The organism is Flavobacterium sp. B330r (assembly GCF_056824325.1).
Window position 1 is genome coordinate 4360468 of sequence record NZ_CP124860.1, and the last position, 25223, is coordinate 4385690.

Here is a 25223-nt window from a genome sequence, read left to right on the forward strand (position 1 = left end):
TCGAATTTACATTTTTAAAAGATAATTCTATCTTTGCGGCTGATTTTGGTCTATTTTTTCAATTCAGAAGAAATAGTTAAAAGGGAATCAGGTGTAAATCCTGAACAGACCCGCTACTGTAAGTTCTATTTAAGTCTTTAAACATTACTAATGCCATTGTTCGTTATTTCGAATGAGAAGGCCGTTTAAAGATGGAATAAGTCAGGAGACCTGCCACGATCACATAGTTTAAAACTTTCGTGGTATGAAGTTGATGACAAGATAATGACCTGCTATTTAGGATAGTTGGTCTATTTCTATGTTTTATAATTATTGCATCACGTAAAGTTTATTTAATAAAATCGTGATGTATAATTTGAGTAAAACTTTATTTTCTGTTTTTTTAGTATTAGTTCCTTTTTTGCTTCATTCTCAAGCAGTGACTGATAGTTCGCGGGTTTTAAAAGAAGTTGTTTTAAAAGGAAAACCCTACCAGGAAGTGATTCCCGTACAAAGTCTTTCGGGCGTTTTGCTTGAGAATTTGGCGACTCACAATGTCGCAGATGCTCTTCGTTATTTTGCTGGAACTCAAATTAAAGATTATGGCGGAGTGGGCGGACTCAAAACGGTTGATGTTCGTAATATGGGAACGCATCATGTTGGTGTTTTCTACGACGGAATTCAGCTTGGAAATGCGCAAAACGGCGTAACCGATCTAGGAAAGTATTCGCTTGACGACATGGAATCTTTGACGATGTACAACGGTCAGAAAAGTGAAATTTTTCAATCGGCTAAAGATTTCGCTTCTGCTTCTGCGATTTATTTGCGAACCAAACGACCTGCTTTTTCAGGCAATAAGAAAACAAATCTACTGGTTCGTTACAAAACAATGTCTATTGATTATCATGATCCTTCTTTTAGATGGGAACAAAAACTAAGCGACAAAGTCAGCTTGAGTGTAAGCTCTGAATACATCAAATCAAACGGACAGTATAAATTTAGGTATAAAAGAAAAAATCAAGACGGTAGCATTGCATACGATACCACAGCAACGCGATGGAACAGCGATATTGAAGCATTCCGATTGGAATCGGGCTTGTTCGGAAAAATAAATAAAGGAACTTGGGATGCCAAAGTGTATTATTACGATTCTGAAAGAGGCGCTCCAGGTGCCATTGTAGAAAATAAGTTTCGAGATGGTTTCCGTCAATTTGATAAGAATTTTTTCGGACAGTCTTCTTTAACGAAAGACGTTTCAGAGAAATATAAATTTCAGCTAAAAGGAAAATTTGCTTACGATTACACCCATTATATAGCACGAGATACAACCAATGTTTTAGGAGAAACCGTAACAGAAGGCGTGCAATCTGATGATAGTTATTATCAGCAGGAAGCTTATTTTTCTGCAGTCAATATGTACAGCATTTTGCCCACTTGGGATGTTTCGCTATCAACCGATTTTCAATACAATAAACTAAACGCAACTAGAAGAGGCATTCAGACACAGTTTTCTTTTCCGCAGCGTTATACTGCACTTGTTTCTCTGGCAAGTTCCTATCGATATGAAGGGTTTAAAGTTTTAGGAAATGTACTCGCAACTCGCGTTATCGAAGAAGTGAAGTACAATGCCAAAGCGCCCAATAAAACCGAATTTACTCCCGCTATATTCCTAGGTTATACTCCGTTTAAAAAATACGATTTCAATTTAAGGGCATTTGCTAAACGAATTTTCAGAATGCCCACTTTCAACGATTTGTATTATACCATGATCGGTTCGAGCACTTTGAGGCCAGAATACATGAATCAGTACGATGTTGGTTTTACGTATAATTTCCCCGTAAGGGAAAGCTTTTTTGATAAATTTTCTTTTCAAGCAGATGCTTATTACACCAATACAAAAGATAAAATTATTGCCGCCCCGACAGGAAATTTGTTTCGCTGGATGATGACCAATATCGGGCAAGTAAAAGGAAAAGGAATCGAAACGGTTCTGAATATGGCAACGCATTTTAATAAGCTAAGACTAGATGCCAATTTAACCTATACGTATTCTCAAAGTCAAGATTTTACAAAGTTTGTCGGTTTAGAAATGTCTTCTTATGGCGATCAGATTCCCTACACGCCTTGGCACAGCGGATCTGGAATTTTGAATGCGGGTTATGAATCTTGGAATTTCAATTACAGCTTTATTTATGTCGGAAAACGCTACAACGGAAATGTCAATAATATTAAAGTAAATGAAGTTCAGCCTTGGTATACGCACGATTTGGCGGTTCAAAAATCTTTCACATTCAAAAATTACAAACTGAACGGAGCGATTGAAGTCAACAACGCTTTCAAGCAGCAATATGAAGTGATTTACAATTATCCGATGCCGGGAAGAACATTCAAATTTATAATCAGTTTTGAGTTATGAAAAAGAGCATTTTAAAAATAGTATTCAGTTTAAGTATTGCCATTTTTTTAGTTTCCTGCAGAGAAGACGAAACGATATTTCTTTCTTCGGATGTGAGTGTTGCAGCGCCAAGAAGCGATGGAAAGATTGAAGGTTTTTATCTTCTAAACGAAGGTAATATGGGAATGAACCGCGCGAGTTTGGATGTTTTCAATTACAGAACAGGAAATTATACTACAGATGTCTATTCAGAACGAAATCCTTCGGTTGTAAAAGAATTGGGAGATGTTGGAAATGACATTAAAATCTACGGAAATAAGGTTTATGCGGTAATTAATTGTTCTAACAAAGTAGAAGTTTTAGAAAAATGGACAGCAAAACGAATCAAAAAAATAGACATTCCAAATTGCCGCTATGTATCTTTTTATAAGGGAAAAGCGTATGTGAGTTCGTATTCTGGACCTGTTGCTATAAATCCGAATGCTGAAATTGGTTTTGTTGCCGAAATTGATACGACTTCATTAGAAATAAAAAGAAAAGTAACGGTTGGTTATCAGCCCGAACAAATGGTCGTTCATAACGGAAAATTATATGTCGCCAATTCTGGCGGTTACAGAGTTCCAAATTATGACAGAACGGTATCTGTAATTGATTTGGAAACGTTTACAGAGATTAAAAAAATCGATGTTGGAATAAATTTATACAGCATGCAGATTGACAGCCGAGGCGATATTTATGTGAGTTCGCGAGGCGATTATTACAACACGCCATCTAATCTTTTTGTTATTGATACGCAGACAGATGAAAAGAAAATGCAACTCGATATTCCGGTTTCTGGAACTTGTCTCGTTAACGATTTATTGTATTACTATAGTGTTTCTTGGAGCTATCTAACGGGAACAAATAAAGTGAGTTACGGAATTTTGGACACCAAAACTAAAAAAGTAATTACAGACCAAATTATCACAGACGGAACCGACAAACAAATCATGATTCCGTACGGACTTCAAGTCAATCCAGAAACCAAAGAAATCTACATTACCGACGCTCAAAACTATGTAGTAACAGGTTATATCTACTGTTTTACGCCCGACGGAAAATTAAAATGGAAAACTACCGCTGGAAATATTCCCGCTCATATTGCTTTTATAACTAAAAATTAAAAAATGTCGAACAAAAACCTTTTCAAAATCGCTTTGTTTTCAATTCTCTTTTTGGGATTTGTTGCCTGCGATAAAGACAACGAAGAAGATTTGCTTCCTGCAGAAGTGCTGAAAGAATCGTATACAATTGACCGTTTTAAAGTGTTGAATATTGCTACAGCTCTTCCAAATACTGCAAAACTGACTTGGAGTATCAACGATTCTATTCTTTCAGAAAATGCAGATTTAGATTTTATTAGTCCTTTTCAAAAAAATTATCTGCTGACTTTAAAAGTAGAAATTAATGGAGAATCAAAAGTCTACAATTCTTCAATTAATGTGATCAAAGAAACGGGAACTTACAGTAAATATATTTCTAATGTACTTGATTTTCGTCCAGCAGTTGGGCAGTTTACTAATGAAATTCCGCAATATGTAGCAGGAAATACAGAAGCCAACATCATTGCAGCTGCGAAAAAAGCAATTGTGGGTTCAAATACGTCTATGATTTCGCTTGGTGGTTTTGGCGGTTATGTAGTTTTTGGTTTCGATCATACGATTCCGAATAGGAGCGGTCGCGATTTTAAGATTTTAGGGAATGCTTTTTGGGGAAATGAAGCCAACGAAGCGCGCGCAGGATCGTGTGAACCCGGAATTATTATGGTGGCTTATGACAAAAATAAAAATGGCAAACCAGATGAAGACGAATGGTATGAAATTGCTGGAAGCGAATATTTTAAGAGCACTACAATAAAAAACTACGAGATCACTTATTTTAAACCAGATGCCAATAAAGAACCTGTTACAGGAAATGAATTTTGGCAATTTGATACAGAATATATTAAATGGCAGGATAATGCTGGGCAATCTGGTTATAAAGTGCAGAATGTATTTCATAATCAAAATTATTATCCGCTTTGGATTGCCGACGCTTCTTATACTTTGAAAGGAACCAAAATCGCAGATAATTTCTACGATCAAAGTGGCGAAGGCTCGTATTGGGTAGGCAAATCGTTTGAATTTGGCTATGCCGATAATGCGCCAAATAACGATGAAGCTTCAAATATTGACATTTCTTGGGCAGTAGATAAAAACGGAAAATATGTCAAACTTCCCGGAATTGATTTCGTAAAAGTTTACACTGCAATTAATCAGGAAGCAGGTTGGCTTGGAGAAGTTTCTACAGAAGTTTCTGGGGCTTATGACTTACATCTTAACTAATTTTTTAAACACATAGAAACATAGTTTTTTAGCTACGTGATTAGAAACTAAAAAGGCGTTTCACTTTGTTTAAAAACACATAGCTATGTGTTAGAAACTAGTTTCTTTTTTCTATTCTTTTCGATGAAATAAAATCTATGTCTCTATGTGTTTTAAAAAAAAATATTAACACAACATTTAAAAATCAATAAATTATGAAGAAAAATTACTTTATAGTCATCATGTTGTTTTTTGCATTTCTAACCAATGCACAGATAACAGTGCAGGGCGTTCCTAGAAATGATATTAAATCAAAAACGGTAAGGCAAAAACAAGTAACGGCAAAAAGCGCCAATGCAAACACTTTTGCAGATATTCAGTTTTGGGTTGGAAGTGGATCTAATCAGGCCGCATTTGTGGTGCAGTGGAATGAGGGTAAAACTGCTGACGCTTTGGTTTGGGGTTTTAAATGGAATGGAACTGCAACAGGAGAAGATATGGTTAAAGCCATTGCAAAGGCCGATCCGCGTTTCTTTGCCTTACTTAGACAAGGAACTCAGTATGGATCTGCAATTGGCGGGTTAGGTTTCGATTTGAATGGAACAGGTACAAACGGACTTTATAAAGATGGAGATAAAAAATATCCCTATTATCCTTTTGATGGTCTTATTAATACTAGCGAATACGATTTTGATTCTTATACAAGCATCGATCCCAATGATCATTGGCAGTCAGGATGGATGGTAGGATATTGGACTTATTGGGTTAAAGATCCAACAGATGCCGATTATAATTATTCTGGTGTTGGAGCTTCTACTCGTGAACTCCAAAATGGTTCTTGGGATGTCTGGAATTTTAAACCCAATATGGAAACGTTTGATATTGCTGCAACTTTTACTCCAGTTACTCCTTATTCTAAAACAATAGATTTTACTAAAGGCTATTTCATGGTAAACGAAGAATGGTTTGGCCACACTAATGGATCTGTAAATTTTGTCAGCAATGATGGAAAAATTAATTATAGAGTTTATAGCGATGTAAATGAAAATAAAGCTTTTGGCGCAACTACACAGTACGGAACGATTTACGGAGATAAGTTTTATTTTGTTTCTAAACAAGCGGCAGATGGAGGAGATACACACTATACGCCAGGTGGAAGATTGGTTGTTGCCGATGCTTTAACCATGGAAAAAATTGCTGGATTTGATAACATTGGAGGAGGAGACGGTCGTTCTTTCCTTGGTGTTGATGAAAAAACAGGATATATAGGTGCTTCAAACGGAATTTTTCTTTTTGATATTGCCAATATGAAAGTTGGAAGCTTGATTGCAGGAACAGATGGCGGAAGTCAGTACTTGGGACAAATCGGGAATATGATTCGTACTTCGCAATATGTTTTTGCTGTAAAACAGAGCGCAGGAATTTTAGTTATTGATCCTAAAACAAATACTGTTGTCAAAACTATTACTGGAGTCTTCAATTCGGTTACGCAAGCTAAAGATGGAAGTGTTTGGGGAATTCAAGACCAGAAATTGATTAATATTGATGCAAAAACTTTTGCAACCACAGAATACGCGATTCCAACAACTAAATATCAAGGTTCTTGGGGAGCTTGGAATGCAGGAAGTTTTACTTATAGCAATAAAGAAAATGCATTGTATTGGAACAATGGTGCAAACAGTTATGTTAGTGGAATTAAAATTGTAAAGTTTGATATTGCAACGAAAACATTCAATGAAAATTTTGCTACAATTCCTGGACAAACAGGAACGTACAAACAGATTGTGTACGGTGCTGGATTGCGTATTGATCCAGTTTCTGGTAACTTAATTGTAAACACAACAGAAAGCGGATTTGGAGCGCATTATCAAAAAAACTGGGTTCATACTTACGATACTACAGGGCAATTGATTGATACTGAAACTCTAAACGATTATTATTGGTTTCCTGCTATGACGGTATTTCCTGATAATGCAGCGCCAGTTGTCAATGCAATTTTACCTTCACAAGTTTCAGTGTTAAGTCCAACAATTATTGATTTGAAAACGGTGGTTTCAGATGAAGACAATATTTCGGCGGCGATTGTAAAAACGATAAAATCAAATAGTGATGAAAATATTGTTTTAGCAGAAATTAATGCTAACGAAGAATTGGTTTTAACTCCAAAGAATCCAGGAACAGCAACAGTTGTAGTTAGTTTTAATTCTAACGGAAAAGTGGTCGAAAAATCGATTTCAGTTAATACATCGACTTTAGGAAGAGATGAATTCACGAAAGTGCACTTGTCTATTTATCCAAATCCAGTTTCAGATTATCTGAATATCAGTAGTGAAGAGGAAGTTATTGATGTTGTAATTTATGATGTTAATGGAAGAACCGTTAATACTAGAATTAACAACAATCAAATTGATGTAAGTAATTTTGCCAAAGGTTTTTACATTATCAATATTGCAACAGACAAAGCAAAGTATACACAGAAATTTATTAAAAGATAAAATTTAGAATTGCAATAATTTGAGGCTGTCACTTTGGTGACAGCCTTTTTTTTATAAATGCTCCTGAGCAAAAACATATTTACAGCAAAGAAGCATAACCAATGGTTTCGACCGTTTAAAAGCAAAGAAAAACCAAGCACAATACGTTTTTTAATGCTTTGGAGAAGCATAATATTTATAGCAAATAGAATAACCAAAGAAAACGCTCCGTAGGAGCGAAATATTGGTAGACGACATATTGGTAGACGTTTTTTTCAATAAAAAGATCATTATATTTACCATACAAAATTCCGAACATTATGAAAGCATTGGTAATTGGAGCTACAGGCGCGACGGGAAAAGAATTGGTTAATCTTCTTTTAGAAAGTAGTGATTATTCAGAAGTCTCCATTTTTGTGCGACGTCCAACAGGAAAATCACATTCAAAATTGACAGAACACGTTGTTGATTTTTCAGATGTAAATTCGTTTCGGGAATTAATTACGGGCGATGTTCTTTTTTCTTGCATTGGAACAACTTTAAAAGATGCGGGCTCAAAAGAGAAGCAATGGAAAATTGACTATGATATTCCTGCTGATTTTGCAACCACTGCAAAACAAAACAATGTAAATTCATTGGTTTTGGTGTCTTCTTACGGAGCTTCGGCAAAAAGCAATGTATATTATTCGATGATGAAAGGAAAACTAGAAGATTATCTTCAGGAGCTTCATTTTCCTCAATATATTATTTTCAGGCCCGGACCTTTAATTCGAGAAAATACAGATCGTTTGGGCGAAAAGATTTCAGTAAAAGTCATTAAATTCTTCAACGCCATCGGACTTTTTAAAAACCTGAAACCAATCACAACTGCATTTTTAGCTCAAAAATTAGTAAAAGCTCCAAAATCGCTTCCATCAGGAAATACAACACTTGAACTTGACAGAATTATTAGTTTATAAGTGAAATGTGAAATGTTAAAAGTAATGATTTACATTTCACAATTCACATTTCACAAAAAAAGCTATTTTTTATCTTCAGAAAGAATTAAAGTGGAAGGTATATTAGCCAGCCAAGGACTTTTATTCTCTACTAAATATTTCCATCCATCAATAGAAATCAGCATAAGATCTTGCTGGTCAAGAAAATCTTTTTCAATAGATTGTTCTTTTCTTAGAGTCAGCTGGTTTGGAGCTACTTGTTCCATTAGCCTAATTTTTTCTTTCGTGTCCAGATCGGCCATAATTTTACCTTCGACATCCAAAATTTCAATTCTCGCATTGATATTCTGAATAAATTTCTGAACGTAGTTCTGAATAAAACTCCAATCTTTTAAACTAAAAAGCGGAATAAAAATCGTGTTGATGTCGGCTAAATCCTTGTCAATTAAAACTCCAACCGGAATATGAGATTTTGCAATAATTTGTCTTGTTCCGTCATCAAAAGGAGCAGATTCTAAAATGTTTTCCTTTCCCGTTACGGTATTCAATATATTTTCAGGATTAATAATTCGAGTTGTAAATCCGAGTACGCGTCCTAATAAACTTCCTTGATAGATAGATTGCCCAATTCCAACCAATAATAAATCATGTTTGCTTTTGTTGGCAACATTTACAATCTCGTTATCAATATCAGAAGATGCCTTAAACATAGTAGTGATATTTCGGTTTAAAGCAACAGATTCTTCCACAATATCTTTAAACTTTTCGTCTTCATAAACGTCTGTGTTGTAGTGGTGTAATTCTTCTGTAGGAAGAAAATGCATGGCTGTAATTTCAGAACTTTCAGAACGTTTATTGGTTAATCCGTCGGCAACTTTAAGTAAAGCCCTTCCAGATTCTGGTCTGTCAAAAGACAATAAAATTCGGTACTTGTTTTTTAATGCAAGATCTTCTTCGGTTTCCTGTTTGCTAGATCTAAAAAGCCAATTGATTAAATCTAATGTTGGTCCCGTCATAAACGTGGTAGCCAGCGCCATAATAACAAACATAGAGAACAATTCTGGACTTAAAACACCCAGATCGTAACCAATATTTAAAGCCACTAATTCTGTTAAACCTCTTGTATTCATCAAAGCTCCAATCGATAAACTGTCTTTCCAGTTTTGCCCCACAAATCTTGCTGCAAGCGCACTGCTGACAAATTTACCTATAACAGCCACTGCAAAAATTAATCCTGCAATTTTCCATAAATAAGGTTCGTTCAATAAACCAATTTGCGTTCTTAAACCAGTAAAAACAAAGAATAATGGCAATAAAAGTACAAGCGCAACGTCTTCCACTTTTTCGATAAATAGATTTCTGAATCTAATATTTTCAGGCATGATGGCTCCAGCAATAAAAGCTCCAAATAAAGCATGGATTCCGATAACTTCTGTTAAGTAAGAAGAAACCACAAGCGTTAAAAAGAAAATGGCAACAATGGGTTTGCTTAATTTTTCGCTTGTTGCATACAAATCTCCGATTCTTTTAAGGAACGGACGAACCACTTTAATCATTAAGAAAACATATCCTAAAGCCAAAACAACCGTGTATATAGCACTTCCAAAAGAACCCGCTTTTACAATTGCAATTACAACCGCAAGAATACACCATGCCGTAATATCATCGGCAGCGGCACAGGTAATTACGATCGTTCCTAATTTTGTTTTATGAATGCCGCGTTCCTGCACAATTCTGGCAAGCACCGGAAAAGCTGTGATACTCATCGCGATTCCGGCAAACAAACCAAAAGATGTGAATTGTACATCTGCGGGGGCAAACTCGTCATAGATAAAATACGCCAGTCCCATTCCTAAAACAAACGGAATGATAATACTTGCGTGACTTATCACTACAGCATCGTGGGCTTTGTTTCTCAAAATCTTCATATCGATTTCCATTCCCACGATATACATGAAAAGGATTAAACCAATCTGGCTTAAGAACTGAAGATTTCCAAGTGATTCCGCAGGAAATAAAGCGGCAGAAAACTCAGGAAGATACATTCCGATTAAAGAAGGACCCATCACAATTCCCGCAATCATTTCTCCGATTACGGCAGGCTGTTTTATTTTAATGCAAATCCATCCAAAAATACGGGCAACAAAGATAATTGTAACAATCTGCGCCAATAAAAGCGCTAAAGGATGGTGCAGATTTTTTATAAGAGAATCGAGAAACTCGCTCCATTGGCTTTTGTCAGATGTTGGGATTTTAAGATTTCGGCCTGTTTCCAGTTTTACGCCTAACAAAATAATCCAATACATTAGAACAGAGAATCCTCCAATAACTCCAACGTAAAAAATACTGTTTCTTAAATTTTTCATTTATTTTAATTTTTTGCTCTTCGCAACGACGTTATTTTCTTGTGAAAAAGGTAAAAAAAAGGCTTTTTTGAAGAGATTAGTTGATAAAATCAGGGCAATTTTATAACAAAATCAGCATTCGCCCAATAGGGGATATTCAATTTTGTAATGACCAAGAAAAAATTTGTAATGAAATAAAAAAAGGAAGATTTGACCGATGAAAACTACTATACTTAAAGTCGTTTTTTTAGAAAAGTCGAGATAATGCAAGGGTCTTAGACTAAATTGCCTTACCTTTATGCCTTTACCACTTGAATAAAATGAATAAAGATTATCCAATTCCAGATAACGAACTTCAACGTTTAGCTGCCCTAAAACGTTATAATATACTCGACTCGCTTCCAGATGATGCCTTTGATGATGCTACAAAGCTTGTTGCTTATATCTGCGGTGTGCCAATTGCCCATATTTCTTTTATTGATGAAAATAGGCAATGGTTCAAATCTGAAATTGGAATAGGAGTTTCTGAAGTTCCTCGCGAAATCACTTTTTGCAATTACACTATTTTAGACACAAAAATTCTAGAAATCAACGATACGCATGTCAATGAAACATTCAAAGACGATCCCAATGTAACGGGCGGATTTAATGTTCGTTTTTATGCAGGTGTACCGCTTACAACGCCCGATGGCTATAATATCGGGACTTTGTGTGCAGTTGATCATGTCGTAAAAGAATTGAATGAAAATCAGCGTAATGCACTTTCTATCGTAGCAAAACACGTTATCGCACAGCTCGAATTAGGTACAAAAAACCATCAATTATATACGCAACGAAAAATTGCCGAGCGCGCTGTTCTGGCAAGAGACAGTTTTTTGGCCAATATGAGCCATGAAATCAGAACGCCTTTAAATGCTATTATTGGTTTTACAGATTTGCTTGCACAGACAGAACTCGATGATACACAGCGCGATTATATCGAAAGTGTGCAGATTGCAGGCGAAAATTTACTTCTGATTGTAAATGATATTTTGGATCTTTCAAAAATTGAATCGGGAAATTTACCAATCGAAGCTGAATCTTTTAATTTAAAGAAAACGCTCAAACACGTCTACAATTTACTGAAAGTAAAAGTGCAGAAAGAGGTGGAGTTTAATCTTTTTTTGGATGCCGAAATGCCAGATTTGGTTATTGGAGATCAAGGAAGACTTAATCAAATATTGGTAAATCTTATCGGGAATGCGTTGAAATTTACAAATGAAGGAGAAGTAACCGTTTCGGTAAAGAAAATAGACGAAACAGAAGACAGTTATTCGCTTAAATTTTCTGTAAAAGATACTGGAATCGGAATCCCGAAAGATAAACTTGCAACTATTTTTGAGCGCTTTACACAAGGCGAAGAAAGTACTACACGAACATTTGGCGGTACCGGACTTGGATTGAATATTGTAAAACAGCTGGTTGAATTGCAGAAAGGAGAAGTTCACGTAAAAAGTACTTTAAACCGCGGTTCGGAGTTTTTCTTTACCCTTTCGTACAAAAAGTCAAATTTTGAAGAGACCGCAGTAAAAACGGTTTCTAAAAATGATTTAGGAAATCTTAAAATACTGCTTTGCGAAGACAATGTTTTAAACCAAAAGCTTGCAAAAAGCGTAATTAATAATTTTGGTTTTGATTTGGATATTGCGCAAAATGGCGAAGAAGGCATCGAACTTTTGTCTCAAAACGAATATGATTTAGTTTTAATGGATTTACAGATGCCTGTTAAAGACGGTTATCAAACCACAGAATACATTCGAAACGAGATGAATTCTAGTATTCCAATTATTGCCATGACGGCACATTCTCTGGTAGGTGAGCAGGAGCGATGCTACAAAGTAGGAATGAATGCTTATGTGCCAAAACCGTTTAAACAGTCTGTTCTTTTAAAAGCGATAAAAACAGTAATGACGCCAGACCACAATGTGACTCATAAGAGAATTATTGATATGTCTTTTTTGGATGAAATGTCTGGAGGTGATTCTGAATTTAGAAAAGATATGATAAATCTTTTTATAGAAAAAATTCCAAGTCAGGTGTCACAGTTAGATGAAGCATTTAAGAATACAGATTATGAAAATGTAAAAAAACTAGCGCATAATATGAAATCAAGCATGGATATATTTATGCTCCAGGATTTGAGCAATTGTCTGTCGATTATCGAAGTAGAAGCGTCATCTGGCGAATTTACTGCGGAAACATTAGATAAAGTGAATATTTTTCACTGCGGAATTGAAGAAGTCGTTAAAATTTTAAAAGAGCTATGATATAAAAGAAATATGCAGTAGCTTTATAAATAAGAAGTTATAATTTTGAATATCCCCCAGATAAAAAAATAAAAAATGAGAATTATTGTAGCCGAAGATAATGATATCCTACGCAAATCGTTATCTTTTTTCTTAGAGTCGAAAGGATTTAATGTTGACCAGTTTTCTGATGGTAAAGAGGCGTTGGACGCGATCGAAAAAGAAAACTATGACTTAATATTGACTGATATAAACATGCCGGGTGTTAGCGGAATGGAAATTACGCAGCACGTCAGAGAGAACCTTAAATCTGATACTCCTGTTATTATATTGACTTCTTCGGGCGTTGAGCAGACCGAGCTTGACTCTTTTGATATTGGGGCAAACGAATTTATTGCCAAGCCAGTAAGTCCGGCTGTACTTTTAGTGAGAATTAATAAACTACTAAAAACCCGAATCTGATGAAGTTTATTTATTATTCTATTTTCCTGCTTTTTATTTCTTCTGTTGCAATTGGACAAGAAATCAATATAGACGAGGCTTTGGCCAATGTGAAGCGCGAAGTCGAAAAAGAAAATTACGATAAAGCTTTATCGATTATAGAACCTCTGCGCGCCAAATATCCTGAAAATGAAGATATACAGATCTACACAGGACGCATTTACAGCTGGAAAAAAGAATATAAAACCGCTATCAAAATTTTGTCTCCAATGGCGGACAGAAATAATCCAAACCCAGAAGCGTTACAGGCACTTCTAAATGTCTATTTTTGGACAGAAGATTATGAAAAATGCATTTCGTATTGCGATAAATATCTGGCCATTGATCCAAAATCGGTTGATGTTTTAAAGATTAAAGTCACTTGTCTAGAGAAATTAAACCGCGATCAGGAAGCTTTAGATTTAATAGAAAAAGCATCTTACATTGATAATAGCACGCAGGCTTTCAGAGGAATCCGTACGCTTATTGGGCGCAAAGCAAAAAATGCCGTTTCGTTTTCTTATCTTAATATTTCAACCTCAGATCCAGGACAATCTCCATTTCATTATGGATATGCAGAGTATTCGCATAAATTCAGCAAATCGGCAATAGTAGGAAGGGCAAATATTGGAAATGTGAGCAATGAAACCCAAATGTTATTTGAAACCGATTTCTACCAAACCTTTTCAAACAAAAGCTATTTGTATGTAAATGCTGGGGTATCAACAGGAGAAACTATATTTCCTGTAGCCAAAGCTGGTTTAGAATATTATTTTAAGCCACGGAAACATTTTGATTTTTCGCTTGGCGCAAGATTTATGCATTTTGATACAGACGATATTACGCTGCTTACAGGACAAGTGGCCTATAGCGCCGGAATTTATAGTTTTGCTTACAGACCTTATTATGATACTTCGAACGAATTGTTTTCTCATGTTTTAAGCGTTCAGCGCGTAAACGAAGAAAAAGAGCGCCTTATTAGGCTGGAGTTGCAATACGGAAACGTTCCTTATTTGTATCTGTACAATAATTTTACACAACCTCTAAAAGCGTATAGAATTGGAATTCAGTATCAGCATCGTTTTGGCGATTCGTTTTTTGTACGCCCGATTTTCCTTTATGAAGATGAGGAATATGCACCTGGAGAATATAGAAACAAGTTTAATGTGCAGTTAATTGTAACAAAACGTTTTTAATATGACTGAAATCTGGGAACTATATAAGCAAGGTCAGTGGGAAGTGCCTTTTCTTACTTTCTCGATTTATCTGTTCATAGCGGCTTCACTTATTCTATATCTTGTTATTGTTGCCAGCAGAAACGGTAAAATAAAACGAGAACGCCTAAGTAAAGAATACAGTACAATAATAGACAAAATAATGTCGGCTGTTATTTTTGAAGATGTTCCTTTTGAAGAAGTAAAGAAAGACAAAAATTTCCTAGTTCTTTTTGACACTTCTTTTTTCAGAGAAGTTTTGACAGAATCTCTTATCAATCTGCATAAAAACTATGAAGGTATTTATGCTCAAAAATTAGAGCAGTTTTATAAAGATTCTGGATTGATAAAAGATTCATTCAAAAAATTGAAAAGCCTGAAATGGGAGGTAAAATGCAAAGGAATTACTGAACTGGCAGAGTTTAATATCAATGAAGCTTTTGATCAGATTATTGTTTATTCTAAAGCCAGAAAGAAAACATTAAAAATCGTAGCAATCAATGCAGCTATTAAACTTGAAGGCACTGAAAGTATAAAATATCTTGTAGAACATTCAGATCCTATAGACGATTGGATGCAGCTGAATATTATTGGAGCTTTCAAAAAACATGATATTGGCGATACAGAAGGAATCGAGCATTTATTGGAATCACAAAATATGACAGTGGTTACACTTGGATTAAAACTGATAAAAGAGCTTAAATTGTCTCAAAAAGTTCCTCATGTAGCACAATTGGCAGCTCAGACAACCAATACCATCATTAAGTACGAAGCGCAGAGTATTTTGCAGACCTTAACAGCATAATCTTATAAGAAAATGACTTTTTTTAATACTGAAATAACGTGGTTTTTGGATGTATATATACTCCTTATATTGGGTTACGCCATACTAATCATGTCTTCTTATTTAATGTTGGCTTATCTTTCTACAAAAGAGCTTAGAAAATACCTTAAACGAAACAGTTTTGTAGATTATGATGTTTTGTTAACCAGCGAGTTTGCGCCAAAACTTTCGCTTATAGCGCCTGCGTATAACGAAGGTTTAACTATTGAAGAAAATGTAAAATCGCTGCTTTCGCTGAATTACAACAATTATCAGGTTATTGTGGTAAACGACGGAAGTAAAGACAATTCGATGGAAATCTTAACCAAAACCTACGATTTGGTTTTGACTGATTTGGATTTTCATCCGCAAATTGAGACTAAAAAAATCAGAGGAATTTACACTTCCAAAAATGCTGCTTTCAAAAAACTGATTGTCGTTGACAAAGAAAATGGTGGTAAAGCCGATGCCTTAAATGTCGGACTTAATATTGCCCAAAATCCTTACGTAGTTTGTATTGATGTTGATTGTATCTTAGATAAAGATTCACTTTTAAAACTCGCAAAACCATTTTTAGAATCGTACGGAAAACGAATTATCGCGACTGGAGGAGTAGTACGAATTGCCAATCAATGCGTGATTAAAAACGGACGCTTGGTCGAAGTAAATGTTCCAGATGTAATGCTGTCGAGAATTCAGGTTTTAGAATATCTAAGAGCTTTTCTTTTAGGAAGAATGGCCTGGGGAAAACTGGATGGATTACTGCTTATCAGTGGTGCTTTTGGAGCTTTTGACAAAGAAATTGCCATTCTTTGTGGCGGGTACAGCACCAAAACGGTTGGAGAAGACATGGAACTTATTGTCAGAATGCGCCGTTATATGCTCGATAATAAACTGCCTTATTCCGTGAGTTATATTCCAGATCCGCTTTGCTGGACCGAAGCGCCTGAGGATTTCAAAATATTCAAAAAACAACGCTCCCGCTGGATGAGAGGAACCATAGAAACATTAAGCATTCACCGCGGAATGTTCTTAAATCCAAAATATAAATTATTAGGAATGCTGAGTGTGCCGTATTGGACTCTGTTTGAGTTTTTAGCGCCTGCAATTGAGTTTATCGGTTTGGTCATAACCGCTGTATTTATAGTGTTCGGTTTGCTAAACTGGCATTTTTTCTTTTTACTGCTGCTTTTTGTGTATACCTTTGCAGTGTTCTTTTCGGTGATTGCTTTGTACAGCGAAGAAAAAACCTATCATAAATACCCAAAACAGGCTGATTTTTTCAAATTACTGATGGCCGCTTTTATTGAGCCGTTTTATTTTCATCCGTTTACGGTTTATGCCGCTTTAATTGGTTATAAAGAAAAAATGATGGGAACCAAAGGCTGGGGAGAAATGACCAGAAAAGGATTTACCAAGAAATAATGAAGATGACAAAGAAGATTTTAATAGTAGATGATCATTTGGTAGTGCGAAACGGGGTTGCTATGATTTTGGAGCGACAATTTGAAGATGTTGCCATTTCGAATGCCGAAAATTTCTTTGAAGCGATTACACTTTTAAAAAATCTTCCTTTTGACTTAGTGATTTTAGATATCAATATTCCCGGCGGAAAAAACACGGATATGATAACCGATATTAGAGCCATTCAGCCTGAGGTGAAAATATTGGTTTTCTCTGCTCACGAAGAAGAACAATATGCTTTAAAATACCTTTCTTCTGGTGCCAACGGTTATGTAGACAAATTGTGCAGCGAAGAAAAAATCATGTTTGCCATTACTTCAATTTTCGAATCGGGAACTTATGTTTCTCCAGAACTAGTCAGTAAATTAGTAGATAATCAGTCCAATAAAAGAAAATTAAATCCGTTGGAAGGTTTGTCTAAAAGAGAGCTTCAAATTACAGATTTACTGGTTCAGGGAAATGGTAATTTAGAAATCTCCAACAAACTCAACATTCATATGTCGACTGTAAGCACATACAAAGCGAGGGTTTTTGAGAAATTAAAAGTCAATAATCTGGTAGAACTTATCAACTTATATAAAACGTTTAAGAGTTAGTTGTACTCAACCATAATCTCTATAGTAGTGCCTTTATCAAGGTCACTAATAATATTGATGTTCCCTTCAATAAGAATAAGAAGTTCAATAATCATATGAAGTCCGAGATGGTAATTTTTTGAAATCGGGTTTTTATAAAAATTATGGTAATAATCAATAAGCTCTTTACTCATTCCTTTTCCATTATCTATAATTTTTAAAGTCAGAATATTTTCTTGAGGCGTGCATAAGAGCTCAATTCTTCCGTTTTTGGTGTTTTTTATGGCATTATCAATCAGATTATGAATGATAATAGAAAGCGCTTTCTTGTTGGTTCTCACACAAAAACTTTTTTCTACATTATTGACAATCGATACGTTTTCTGCTTCAGCAATCTTTTCAAAAATCTGGATTCGTTCTTCGATCAATTCATACAAAGAATAACTATCGTCTTCCAGTTTTTTTCCTTCAATAAAAATAGAAGAATATTTTATTAGATTTTCTACATATTCATAAAGCTGAGATGTCGAAGTCTGTAAAGTTGTTAATTGCTGTTTGAGGCGCTGGTCGTCTTGAATACTACTGTTTTCAGAAAGATGTTTTATAGAAGAAGACAAGAATTTTAACGGACTTTTTATATCATGGCTCACACTTTTAACAAGCATTTCGTGCTGTTTAATTTCTTGTTTTAAATTGTTTTCTGTTTTTTCAAGCTTTTTAACGGTAGAGGCCAATTTCTTTGTTTTTTTCGCAATTACTTCCTCCAGCTGTCTTCTTTTCATTCTTTGATAATACAATCTAATATGCCAGATCGAAATTACAAAACCAACGACCAGAAAACCGCAGAGAATGGCAAACCAGATCGTCTGGTAAAATTTTGCAGGAACAACAAGAATTACAGTTTTGTAGGCGTAATTGGCATTAAAACCAGATAAACTTCTAAAGGTAAGTTTATAATTTCCAGGAGGAAGCGTGGTAAAAGATATCGATTTATCGGCTTTTAATCGTTCCCAGCGATCCGTGCCAATTTTGTCCATTTTCGCCTCTATAGACAGATTTTTAGGATTGCCATAATAAGGATAAGAAAGCAAAAAACTAACCCTTTGAAAGTTGTTTTTTAAGACAATGGTGTCTTTTGGATCAATTGTTTTTTGGTCCAGAACAATTCTGTCAATAAAAAGTTCCTTGCCAGGCAGTAAAGGAGCTACTTTATAAGGATTGAAAAACACGATACCATTCATAGACGGAAAAACGATATCATTATTTTTTAGAAAATTACCGCATGGCTGGCATCCGCCGTTAAATTCGTTAATCAGGAAACCATCCGATTTAGTGTATTGATGGTAGTAAATAACCGTGTTTTTATTTTTAATATATTGAAGCAGCGCTTTTCTAGAAACCTGAAAAAGTCCTTTGTTGGTAGATATCCAGAAAAAGCCATTATGGTCCTCGATAATGCAGTGTGAAGCGTTGAGAGAATGTTCTTCGTCTGTTGGAAAAGAGTGCAAAATATTGTTTTCGTAAAGGAAAAATCCTTTCTCGTATGTAGTAAACCACATTTTCTGTTGACTGTCTATAAAAACACTTCGAATATTTATTTTCTCGGTATTTTTTGCAAAACGTAATTTGTTGGTTTCTAAATCGTACAGAAACAAACCATTATCTCCACCTAAATAAAGCGTATTGTTCTGCTGGACAATATAATGAATGTTATTTCTAAAGTTCGCTTTAAGCTTTACAACTCCATTTTTTATAGCATATAACTTAGGTTTATGGAATTCGTCCAATCCCATAGAAACCCAAATGGTATTGCTGTTATCTTTGAATATTGTTTTCGGATTTTGGTCAAAAGGGTAGGTGGTATACTTTTTATATCCGGATTTTTTTAGATAACAAAGAACTTTCTTGTCTCGGCTAATCCAGATGTTTTTTTCATCGTCGAGAGCCATATTCAGTCGTTCATCCAAAAAAACACTTTTAGGAAAAGGAATACTGTCAATCACTCTTTTATTGCCAATTATGAATCCTTCAGAGGTGATGACTGTACTGTCGCTGAAAGCTTGTGCAGCGTAGTACACTTCGGCCTTATTTTTACTTTTGGTAACCGATTTAAAAGCAGGAAAGGAAATAATACACAAGCCATCTGTACCGCTTCCTAAGTACAGTTTTTGGGTTTTCTGATCGAAATAAATAGCGATGATATTGCTAGTTTCAAAATCTTTGTAATCTACAATGAGCTTAGCTTTTAATTGATCATTTTGATTCTCTAGCTGATATATTTTATTTTTTATACAAAGAAAAACCTGCCCAGTTGTAATATTCCAGAATAGCTTATGATTGCCTTTTAGTGCTATATTCAGTTTTCCAGAAGATTCACCTTTTTTAGAAAAACACTTGTAATCGCCGTTATCTGTAAGGTAGAAAAGAGAATTGCTGATTGCAAAAAAATTAAAGACATTATCGTTTTTGAAAACAATTTTAGAAATGCTTTTCATTTTAGAATCGCATAATTCAACGGTTTGGTTATCTATAAAAAATATATTTCCAGTAGATAATTTAATATAATAAGGTTCATGCCGATTGATTGTATAGTTGGAAGGAAGACCGTCATGAAAAAAGATACGTCTGTCGTTTCGCACTAAACTAGAATTGCGAGCGTTTTTTTTGAGTATTTGGACTTTGGCATTTCGGATAAAGACAAGCTCTTTTTTGCTTTCGTTGAAACTGGTTAGGCTGTCTTTTTCGATGCTTCCGAAAATATCTGTAAAGCGAGTATGTTCTAAAGAGGTATTGGAAGAATTGAAAGTAAGAAAATTATTTCCGTCATAGCGCACAATGCCATTTTCAGTCGTCATCCATATAAAATTGTGTTTACCCTGAACAATTGCCTTTATGCTATTCTGTTGCAGCTCGTTATTATCCGCAGTGTACCATCTGGCTGTGTAGTTTTCTTGACAGACCATTTGGGTTGTAATGAGCAAAAGCAGAAAACAACAGTAACGCAAAATATGAACCGCTATTTTTGGCATCTGACTAAATTATAGAACAAACTTAGCAAACATAAATCACAATTTGCCGTTTGTAGTTTTAAATCTACAACGTTGTAGATTTATTGGCACAGCAAAAATAAGTCGTGTAGTACTTTGTACCGTTATATTTGCGTTATAAGGTTAAAACAAAATGCAAAACGTATGAAGGTAGGGGTAATTGGTTTATGTAGTTTTACAATGGATTTTGTGAACCGTGCGGTCGGGGCTGGACATCAGGTATTATTAAGTTCTACACGCGAAAATCGTCAGTTTAAAGATATGGCGGAGACTTTGGGAGAGAACGTAACATTGGTAAGCAAAGACGAAGCTGCAAAAGCCAACATTTTGATCGTGTTTATTCCGCGTGAAGATGTTGGATTGTTCCTGACAGACTTGCCAGATATGAACGAAAAAGTAATTATATACGAGAGCAATCCTATTTTTAGTTTAGAATGCTTGAAGCCAAATTCAAAATCATCACCCGAAATCATTGCTTCTCTTTTACCAGAAGCTCATGCTATAAGGGTGCTTAATATAGTTAATCCAGAAGTATTTTCTATAATAAACCAAAAGCAGAATGGCGATGAAATATTTTATACTGGATTGAATAAACAGGCAAAAAATAAAGCGAAAACATTTTTTAAAAGCCTAAATCTCGTCGGAGTAGATTTTGAAGAATTGTACCAACTTCCAGTGCATTCTTGTTTCCTGAATTAAAAGAGGAATATTTACGAAACCAGCTTTGAATAATTAGAATTGTTCAACCTCAAATGTTCCCAGAAAAGCTAACTTTCTGGGACATTTTTTTTTGGTTTAAATTGCGCAATAGTTGGCTTTACGTTAATTTAGTAAAATGAAAATCGAACTGAAACAATCTTCTTTTCTTGAAAAGGGAATCAACGAGCCGTATTACAACATTTTAATGTTTGATGGAAAAGCGGCTTTTTCTGTTGATTTAACCGATTACGAATGCCAAGGGAAATGCCTTTTGTTTTTAACGCCATATCAGTTATTGCAATGGAAAAGTTCGACTGCATCTTTCATAAATGTTCTCAGTTTTCATGGCGATTTTTACTGTATTGAATACCATAAAAAAGAAGTGGCCTGCAACGGAATTTTATTCAATGATATTTATAGCGAACCTTTTGTGACGGTTTCTGATTTTATTTATGAAGAAATCACGAGCATTATGGAAAGAATGAAAAGGGTAGAAGACTCTAAACTCGATTATGATAATTCGATTCTAAAATCGTATTTACAGGTTATTCTCGCCTTGAGCAGCAAAGAAAAACAGCTCAAAATGTCACCACAGATTCAGGAATCTATTGGAAATGCTGATATTTTGAAATTTCAGCATTTGTTAGACACTCATTTTCTTGAAGCCAAAGAAGTCGCTTTTTATGCTTCTAAGTACAATTTAAGTGTGAATACTTTCAGTAAAAGAATCAAAAAGCATTTCGGAAAATCGCCTTCTCAGCTTATTCAGGACCGAATTGTTTTGGAAGCCAAGAAACAACTGCATTTAACAACGAAGACGATAAAAGAAATTGCAGACGATCTTAATTTTGAAGACGAATTTTATTTCAGCCGATATTTCAAGAAAAGTGTGGGCATTTCGCCTAAAGAATTCCGAAAAGAAGTTGGCATTTCTATCGTGGCAAAATAGTCCATGAAAACTCCTTTTAGTCCATTTTTATCCAGATAGCAGTATAGTAATTTTGGTATGTATTTAAAACAGAATCAAAATGGAAAAATTTATACGATTTATTGCTGGTGGACAAAACAACTTTATTCACTTTTTAAGAATTGCCATATTTGTTGTAATGGCTTGGATTGGCGGATTAAAAGCTTTTAAATATGAAGCTGACGGAATTGTTCCGCTAGTTGCCAATAGTCCGTTTATGAGTTTCTTTTATAAAGATGCCAATAAACAAGTTGTGAATGAGGATGGTAAAACCGTCAAAGCCTATACACTTTACAAAAACGCTGAAGGTAAAACTGTGGAGAAAAACATTAAATGGCACGAAACCAACGGAACCTATATTTTCTCTTACGGATTAGGAACTGTTATTGTGACCATTGGCTTGTTGGTGCTTTTGGGAATTTGGTATCCTAAAATCGGCTTTCTGGGCGGACTTCTAACGTTCGTAATGGCATTTGTAACCTTATCGTTTTTAATTACAACACCCGAAGTTTACGTTCCGAATTTGGGCGGAGATTTTCCAACACCAGAATTTGGTTTTCCGTATCTTTCTGTCGGAGGCCGTCTGGTTCTCAAAGACATTATCATGATGAGCGGCGGATTGATTGTAGCTTCAGACAATGCAAAGGAAATTTTAAAACGATTTTACGCTTGATCAAAATAAAAAAAGCTGGGCAAGGGCTCAGACTTGCACAGCTTTTTACAAAAACTCAAAACTAATTATTCATATTTTAAATATTTCAGGACATCTACTTTTGTTGCCTGATAGGCTTTTGCTAAAACTATGCATAAGGTTAGAAATAATAAAAGCAAAAAGGAAAGTAGAAACGGCAGCATCGGAATTTCGATTCTAAAAGCAAAATTATTCAGCCATTTCTGCAATAAAACATAGGCAGGAAATACGGCAATAAGAAAACCTATTGCACAGTAAACTACATATTGTTTAGACAGTTCTTTTAATAAGATATTGGTTTCTGCGCCCAAAGTTTTTCGAATCGCAATTTCTTTCATTCTTCTTTGAATGGAATAAGATGCTAAAGCAAATAATCCAAAAAGGGCAATAAGAATCACAATTACATTGAGTAGAGAAAACAGATTTTTCTGCTTTACATAAGACTCGTAGGTTCTAGCATATTCCTTATCGACAAAATCATATTTAAATGGATATTCTGTGTCGATTTTTGACCATAATTTTTCTATGCTTGCAATGGTATTTTCGGAGTCATCCATTTTTAATTTAATGAAAACTTTGTTGATGTCACGCGCCATTCCTAAAGTCTTTAAATGAAAAAAGGAGATGGGAGGCACTTGCATTTCTGGACTTAATAAATTAAAATCTTTTACAATACCAATGATTCGTAATTTTTGTCCTCGTATGATCAATTCTTTACCAATTGGGTCTTTAATATTCATCTGTTTTAAAGCACTTTCATTTATGATAACCGAATTGATAGTGTCAGAAGCTAGTTTTCGATCAAAATTTCTCCCTTTTACCATTTTAATATTGAGCATCTCCAACATGCCATAATCTAATGCAATTGTTCGTTCTTTAAAAAGTTCATCATTATAGAGAACGGGATTGATAAAATTATCAGAACCGTCAAAAGCAATAAGACCAGTCGAAATTTCCTGAACACCTTTTATTTTACTGAGCTGTTGTTTTATGAGACTGTATTTGCTGTAAATATTTTTTTCTACATTTTGGTTTTCATATTCTCCTGGCGGAAAATTTAATGCTACAGAAATGACCTGATCTCCTTTAAAACCAAGATCTTTATTTTGTAAATACCTGATTTGTTCATAAACAATATAGGAACCAATTATAAAGAAAGCAGCAATTGCAAATTGAAAAATCAGCATTCCATTGCGCAACCAGATTCCGTTTTTGCTTCTTCCAAAATTTCCTTTTAAAACTTTCAAAGTTTCAAAATTGGCTACGTAAATAGATGGAAGTAAGCCAGCTGTAAATACTGTAATTATAAAAATTAGAATTAATTGCCAGTAAAATTGATTGCCCAATAGAATGAGATTTTTGTTTAAGAAATTGTTGTAAAACGGCAAGGCTATTTCTACAATAACTAAAGCCAATAGAATTGAAAATGAAGTTATTAAAACTGTTTCAAAAAGGAATTGATAGATAATATTTGTTTTGGAAGCGCCTGTAATTTTTCTCACGCCAACTTCTTTAGCTCTTTTTACAGCATTTGCGGTAGCGAGATTAATATAATTAATAATTGATAAAATGAGAATCAAAATGGATAAACCCATCATAATCATTAAAAATTGATAATTGCCTCTGCCTTCAGGATAACCGTCTGTTATTGACTGTAATCTGGCTTTCGAAAGCGGTTCTATTACGACATTAAAATATCCTACTTTCTTTCCCATGTCTTCAAACGTAAAGCCTTCTTGTTTTGCTAAGCGTTTGATGAAATCGTAATTATAGATTCGTTCCAGTTTTTTTCTTGTAATTTCAACTTTTGACGGATCTTTAACTTTTAGCAATAATTTAAAAACAAACGGATTTATTACAGAGTAATCCATCTCTTTTTCAATTGTATTGATTATCACATTTGGCGCGATGGATGAGTTTCCCGGAATGCGATAAACTGCGCGAACAGAAAACACTTGATTAAAGCATTCAATTTGTTTTCCAATTGGATTTTCATTTCCAAAGATTCTTTTTGCAATATTATCTGAAATTGCAATGCTAGAATCGTCTTTAATGGACGAAACAGCATTTCCTTTTATGATTTCAAAAGGGAAAAAGGAAAAAAAGTTGCGTTGTACATTAATAATTTTATCTACAAATTCCTTCTTTCCTTTGTAAACAATTTTATCTTTTTGATACCAATCTTCCCCATACATTGCGGTTTCAATATTTGGGTCTGCATCCAAAGCTGGTTTCAAAAATAAAGCACATTCTGACCAAGATGTCATGCCACTTAATTGCACTAAAACCTGATACACCTTATCTTTTTCTGGATTCCAAGAATTGTAGTTTTGTTCGTCGTTCCAATACAAAAGCGCGAAAATTAAGCCTGAAATTCCAATTGATAATCCGAGAATATTGAGGGCAGTAAAAAGTTTACTGTGTTTGATTTGATAGATAAATGTATTGATCCAGTTTCTTAACATTTTGTTGGTGTTTTATGGTTGGGTGGTTAGTTTCATATAG

The 25223-nt window shown here is 34.7% G+C and carries 17 protein-coding genes and 1 riboswitch; of the genes, 14 read left to right on the forward strand and 3 right to left on the reverse strand.

The annotated features are described in order from the left end of the window. Window positions 1-29 precede the first annotated feature (29 nt). A riboswitch (cobalamin riboswitch) is annotated at window positions 30-232 on the forward strand. Window positions 233-346: 114 nt separating this feature from the next. The 5 genes from QLQ95_RS19370 (at window position 347) to QLQ95_RS19390 (ending at window position 8149) form a co-directional block, all read left to right on the forward strand. Then, window positions 347-2395, forward strand: coding sequence for a TonB-dependent receptor (locus QLQ95_RS19370; protein WP_482501223.1), 2049 nt, complete (start codon window positions 347-349; stop codon window positions 2393-2395). Beyond that, window positions 2392-3537, forward strand: coding sequence for a YncE family protein (locus QLQ95_RS19375; RefSeq protein WP_427873421.1), 1146 nt, complete (start codon window positions 2392-2394; stop codon window positions 3535-3537). Before QLQ95_RS19370 ends, QLQ95_RS19375 begins: the two co-directional genes overlap by 4 nt. Window positions 3538-3540: 3 nt before the next feature. Then, window positions 3541-4737, forward strand: coding sequence for a cell surface protein (locus QLQ95_RS19380; RefSeq protein ID WP_320495074.1), 1197 nt, complete (start codon window positions 3541-3543; stop codon window positions 4735-4737). A gap of 194 nt (window positions 4738-4931) precedes the next feature. Beyond that, window positions 4932-7211: a T9SS type A sorting domain-containing protein gene (locus tag QLQ95_RS19385; protein WP_482501226.1), complete on the forward strand. Its 2280-nt coding sequence runs from the start codon at window positions 4932-4934 to the stop codon at window positions 7209-7211. A gap of 299 nt (window positions 7212-7510) precedes the next feature. Beyond that, window positions 7511-8149: an NAD(P)H-binding protein gene (locus tag QLQ95_RS19390; protein ID WP_095927528.1), complete on the forward strand. Its 639-nt coding sequence runs from the start codon at window positions 7511-7513 to the stop codon at window positions 8147-8149. Between the two features lie 62 nt (window positions 8150-8211). On the opposite strand, the gene QLQ95_RS19395 is transcribed toward QLQ95_RS19390, so the two are convergent. Continuing rightward, the gene (locus QLQ95_RS19395; RefSeq protein ID WP_482501228.1) at window positions 8212-10494 is read right to left on the reverse strand and encodes a cation:proton antiporter domain-containing protein; all 2283 of its coding nucleotides are present in this window, start codon (window positions 10492-10494) and stop codon (window positions 8212-8214) included. A 299-nt stretch (window positions 10495-10793) separates the two neighbouring features. On the opposite strand from QLQ95_RS19395, the gene QLQ95_RS19400 reads away from it, so the two are divergent. From QLQ95_RS19400 to QLQ95_RS19425, 6 genes are all read left to right on the forward strand, one after another. Then, window positions 10794-12779 (forward strand): GAF domain-containing hybrid sensor histidine kinase/response regulator, encoded by a 1986-nt coding sequence (locus QLQ95_RS19400; RefSeq protein ID WP_428238440.1) that lies wholly within the window; start codon window positions 10794-10796, stop codon window positions 12777-12779. 75 nt (window positions 12780-12854) lie between these two features. Beyond that, on the forward strand, window positions 12855-13220 hold the full coding sequence (locus QLQ95_RS19405) for a response regulator transcription factor (protein ID WP_095927525.1): 366 nt from the start codon (window positions 12855-12857) through the stop codon (window positions 13218-13220). Beyond that, entirely contained in the window at window positions 13220-14434 is a 1215-nt protein-coding gene (locus QLQ95_RS19410) for a YaiO family outer membrane beta-barrel protein (protein ID WP_482501231.1), read from the forward strand. The genes QLQ95_RS19405 and QLQ95_RS19410 overlap by 1 nt, the downstream gene beginning before the upstream one ends. Window position 14435: 1 nt before the next feature. Further along, window positions 14436-15257, forward strand: coding sequence for a hypothetical protein (locus QLQ95_RS19415; protein ID WP_095927523.1), 822 nt, complete (start codon window positions 14436-14438; stop codon window positions 15255-15257). 12 nt (window positions 15258-15269) lie between these two features. Further along, window positions 15270-16700, forward strand: coding sequence for a glycosyltransferase family 2 protein (locus tag QLQ95_RS19420; protein ID WP_428238441.1), 1431 nt, complete (start codon window positions 15270-15272; stop codon window positions 16698-16700). Window positions 16701-16705: 5 nt separating this feature from the next. Beyond that, a complete protein-coding gene (locus QLQ95_RS19425) occupies window positions 16706-17335 on the forward strand; it encodes a response regulator (protein ID WP_428238442.1) in 630 nt (209 codons plus the stop codon). On the opposite strand, the gene QLQ95_RS19430 is transcribed toward QLQ95_RS19425, so the two are convergent. Beyond that, window positions 17332-20343 carry a sensor histidine kinase gene (locus QLQ95_RS19430; RefSeq protein ID WP_482501233.1) on the reverse strand — a complete coding sequence of 1004 codons (3012 nt, stop codon included), beginning with the start codon at window positions 20341-20343 and terminating at the stop codon, window positions 17332-17334. The genes QLQ95_RS19425 and QLQ95_RS19430 overlap by 4 nt on opposite strands. A 162-nt stretch (window positions 20344-20505) precedes the next feature. On the opposite strand from QLQ95_RS19430, the gene QLQ95_RS19435 reads away from it, so the two are divergent. From QLQ95_RS19435 to QLQ95_RS19445, 3 genes are all read left to right on the forward strand, one after another. Continuing rightward, window positions 20506-21060, forward strand: coding sequence for an NAD(P)-binding domain-containing protein (locus QLQ95_RS19435; RefSeq protein ID WP_482501235.1), 555 nt, complete (start codon window positions 20506-20508; stop codon window positions 21058-21060). A gap of 136 nt (window positions 21061-21196) precedes the next feature. Next, window positions 21197-22009, forward strand: a complete 813-nt coding sequence (locus QLQ95_RS19440) for an AraC family transcriptional regulator (protein WP_320495065.1) — start codon at window positions 21197-21199, stop codon at window positions 22007-22009. 79 nt (window positions 22010-22088) lie between these two features. Further along, a complete protein-coding gene (locus QLQ95_RS19445) occupies window positions 22089-22700 on the forward strand; it encodes a DUF417 family protein (RefSeq protein ID WP_320495064.1) in 612 nt (203 codons plus the stop codon). 65 nt (window positions 22701-22765) lie between these two features. On the opposite strand, the gene QLQ95_RS19450 is transcribed toward QLQ95_RS19445, so the two are convergent. Next, a complete protein-coding gene (locus tag QLQ95_RS19450; protein ID WP_482501237.1) occupies window positions 22766-25183 on the reverse strand; it encodes an ABC transporter permease in 2418 nt (805 codons plus the stop codon). Window positions 25184-25223 lie beyond the last annotated feature (40 nt).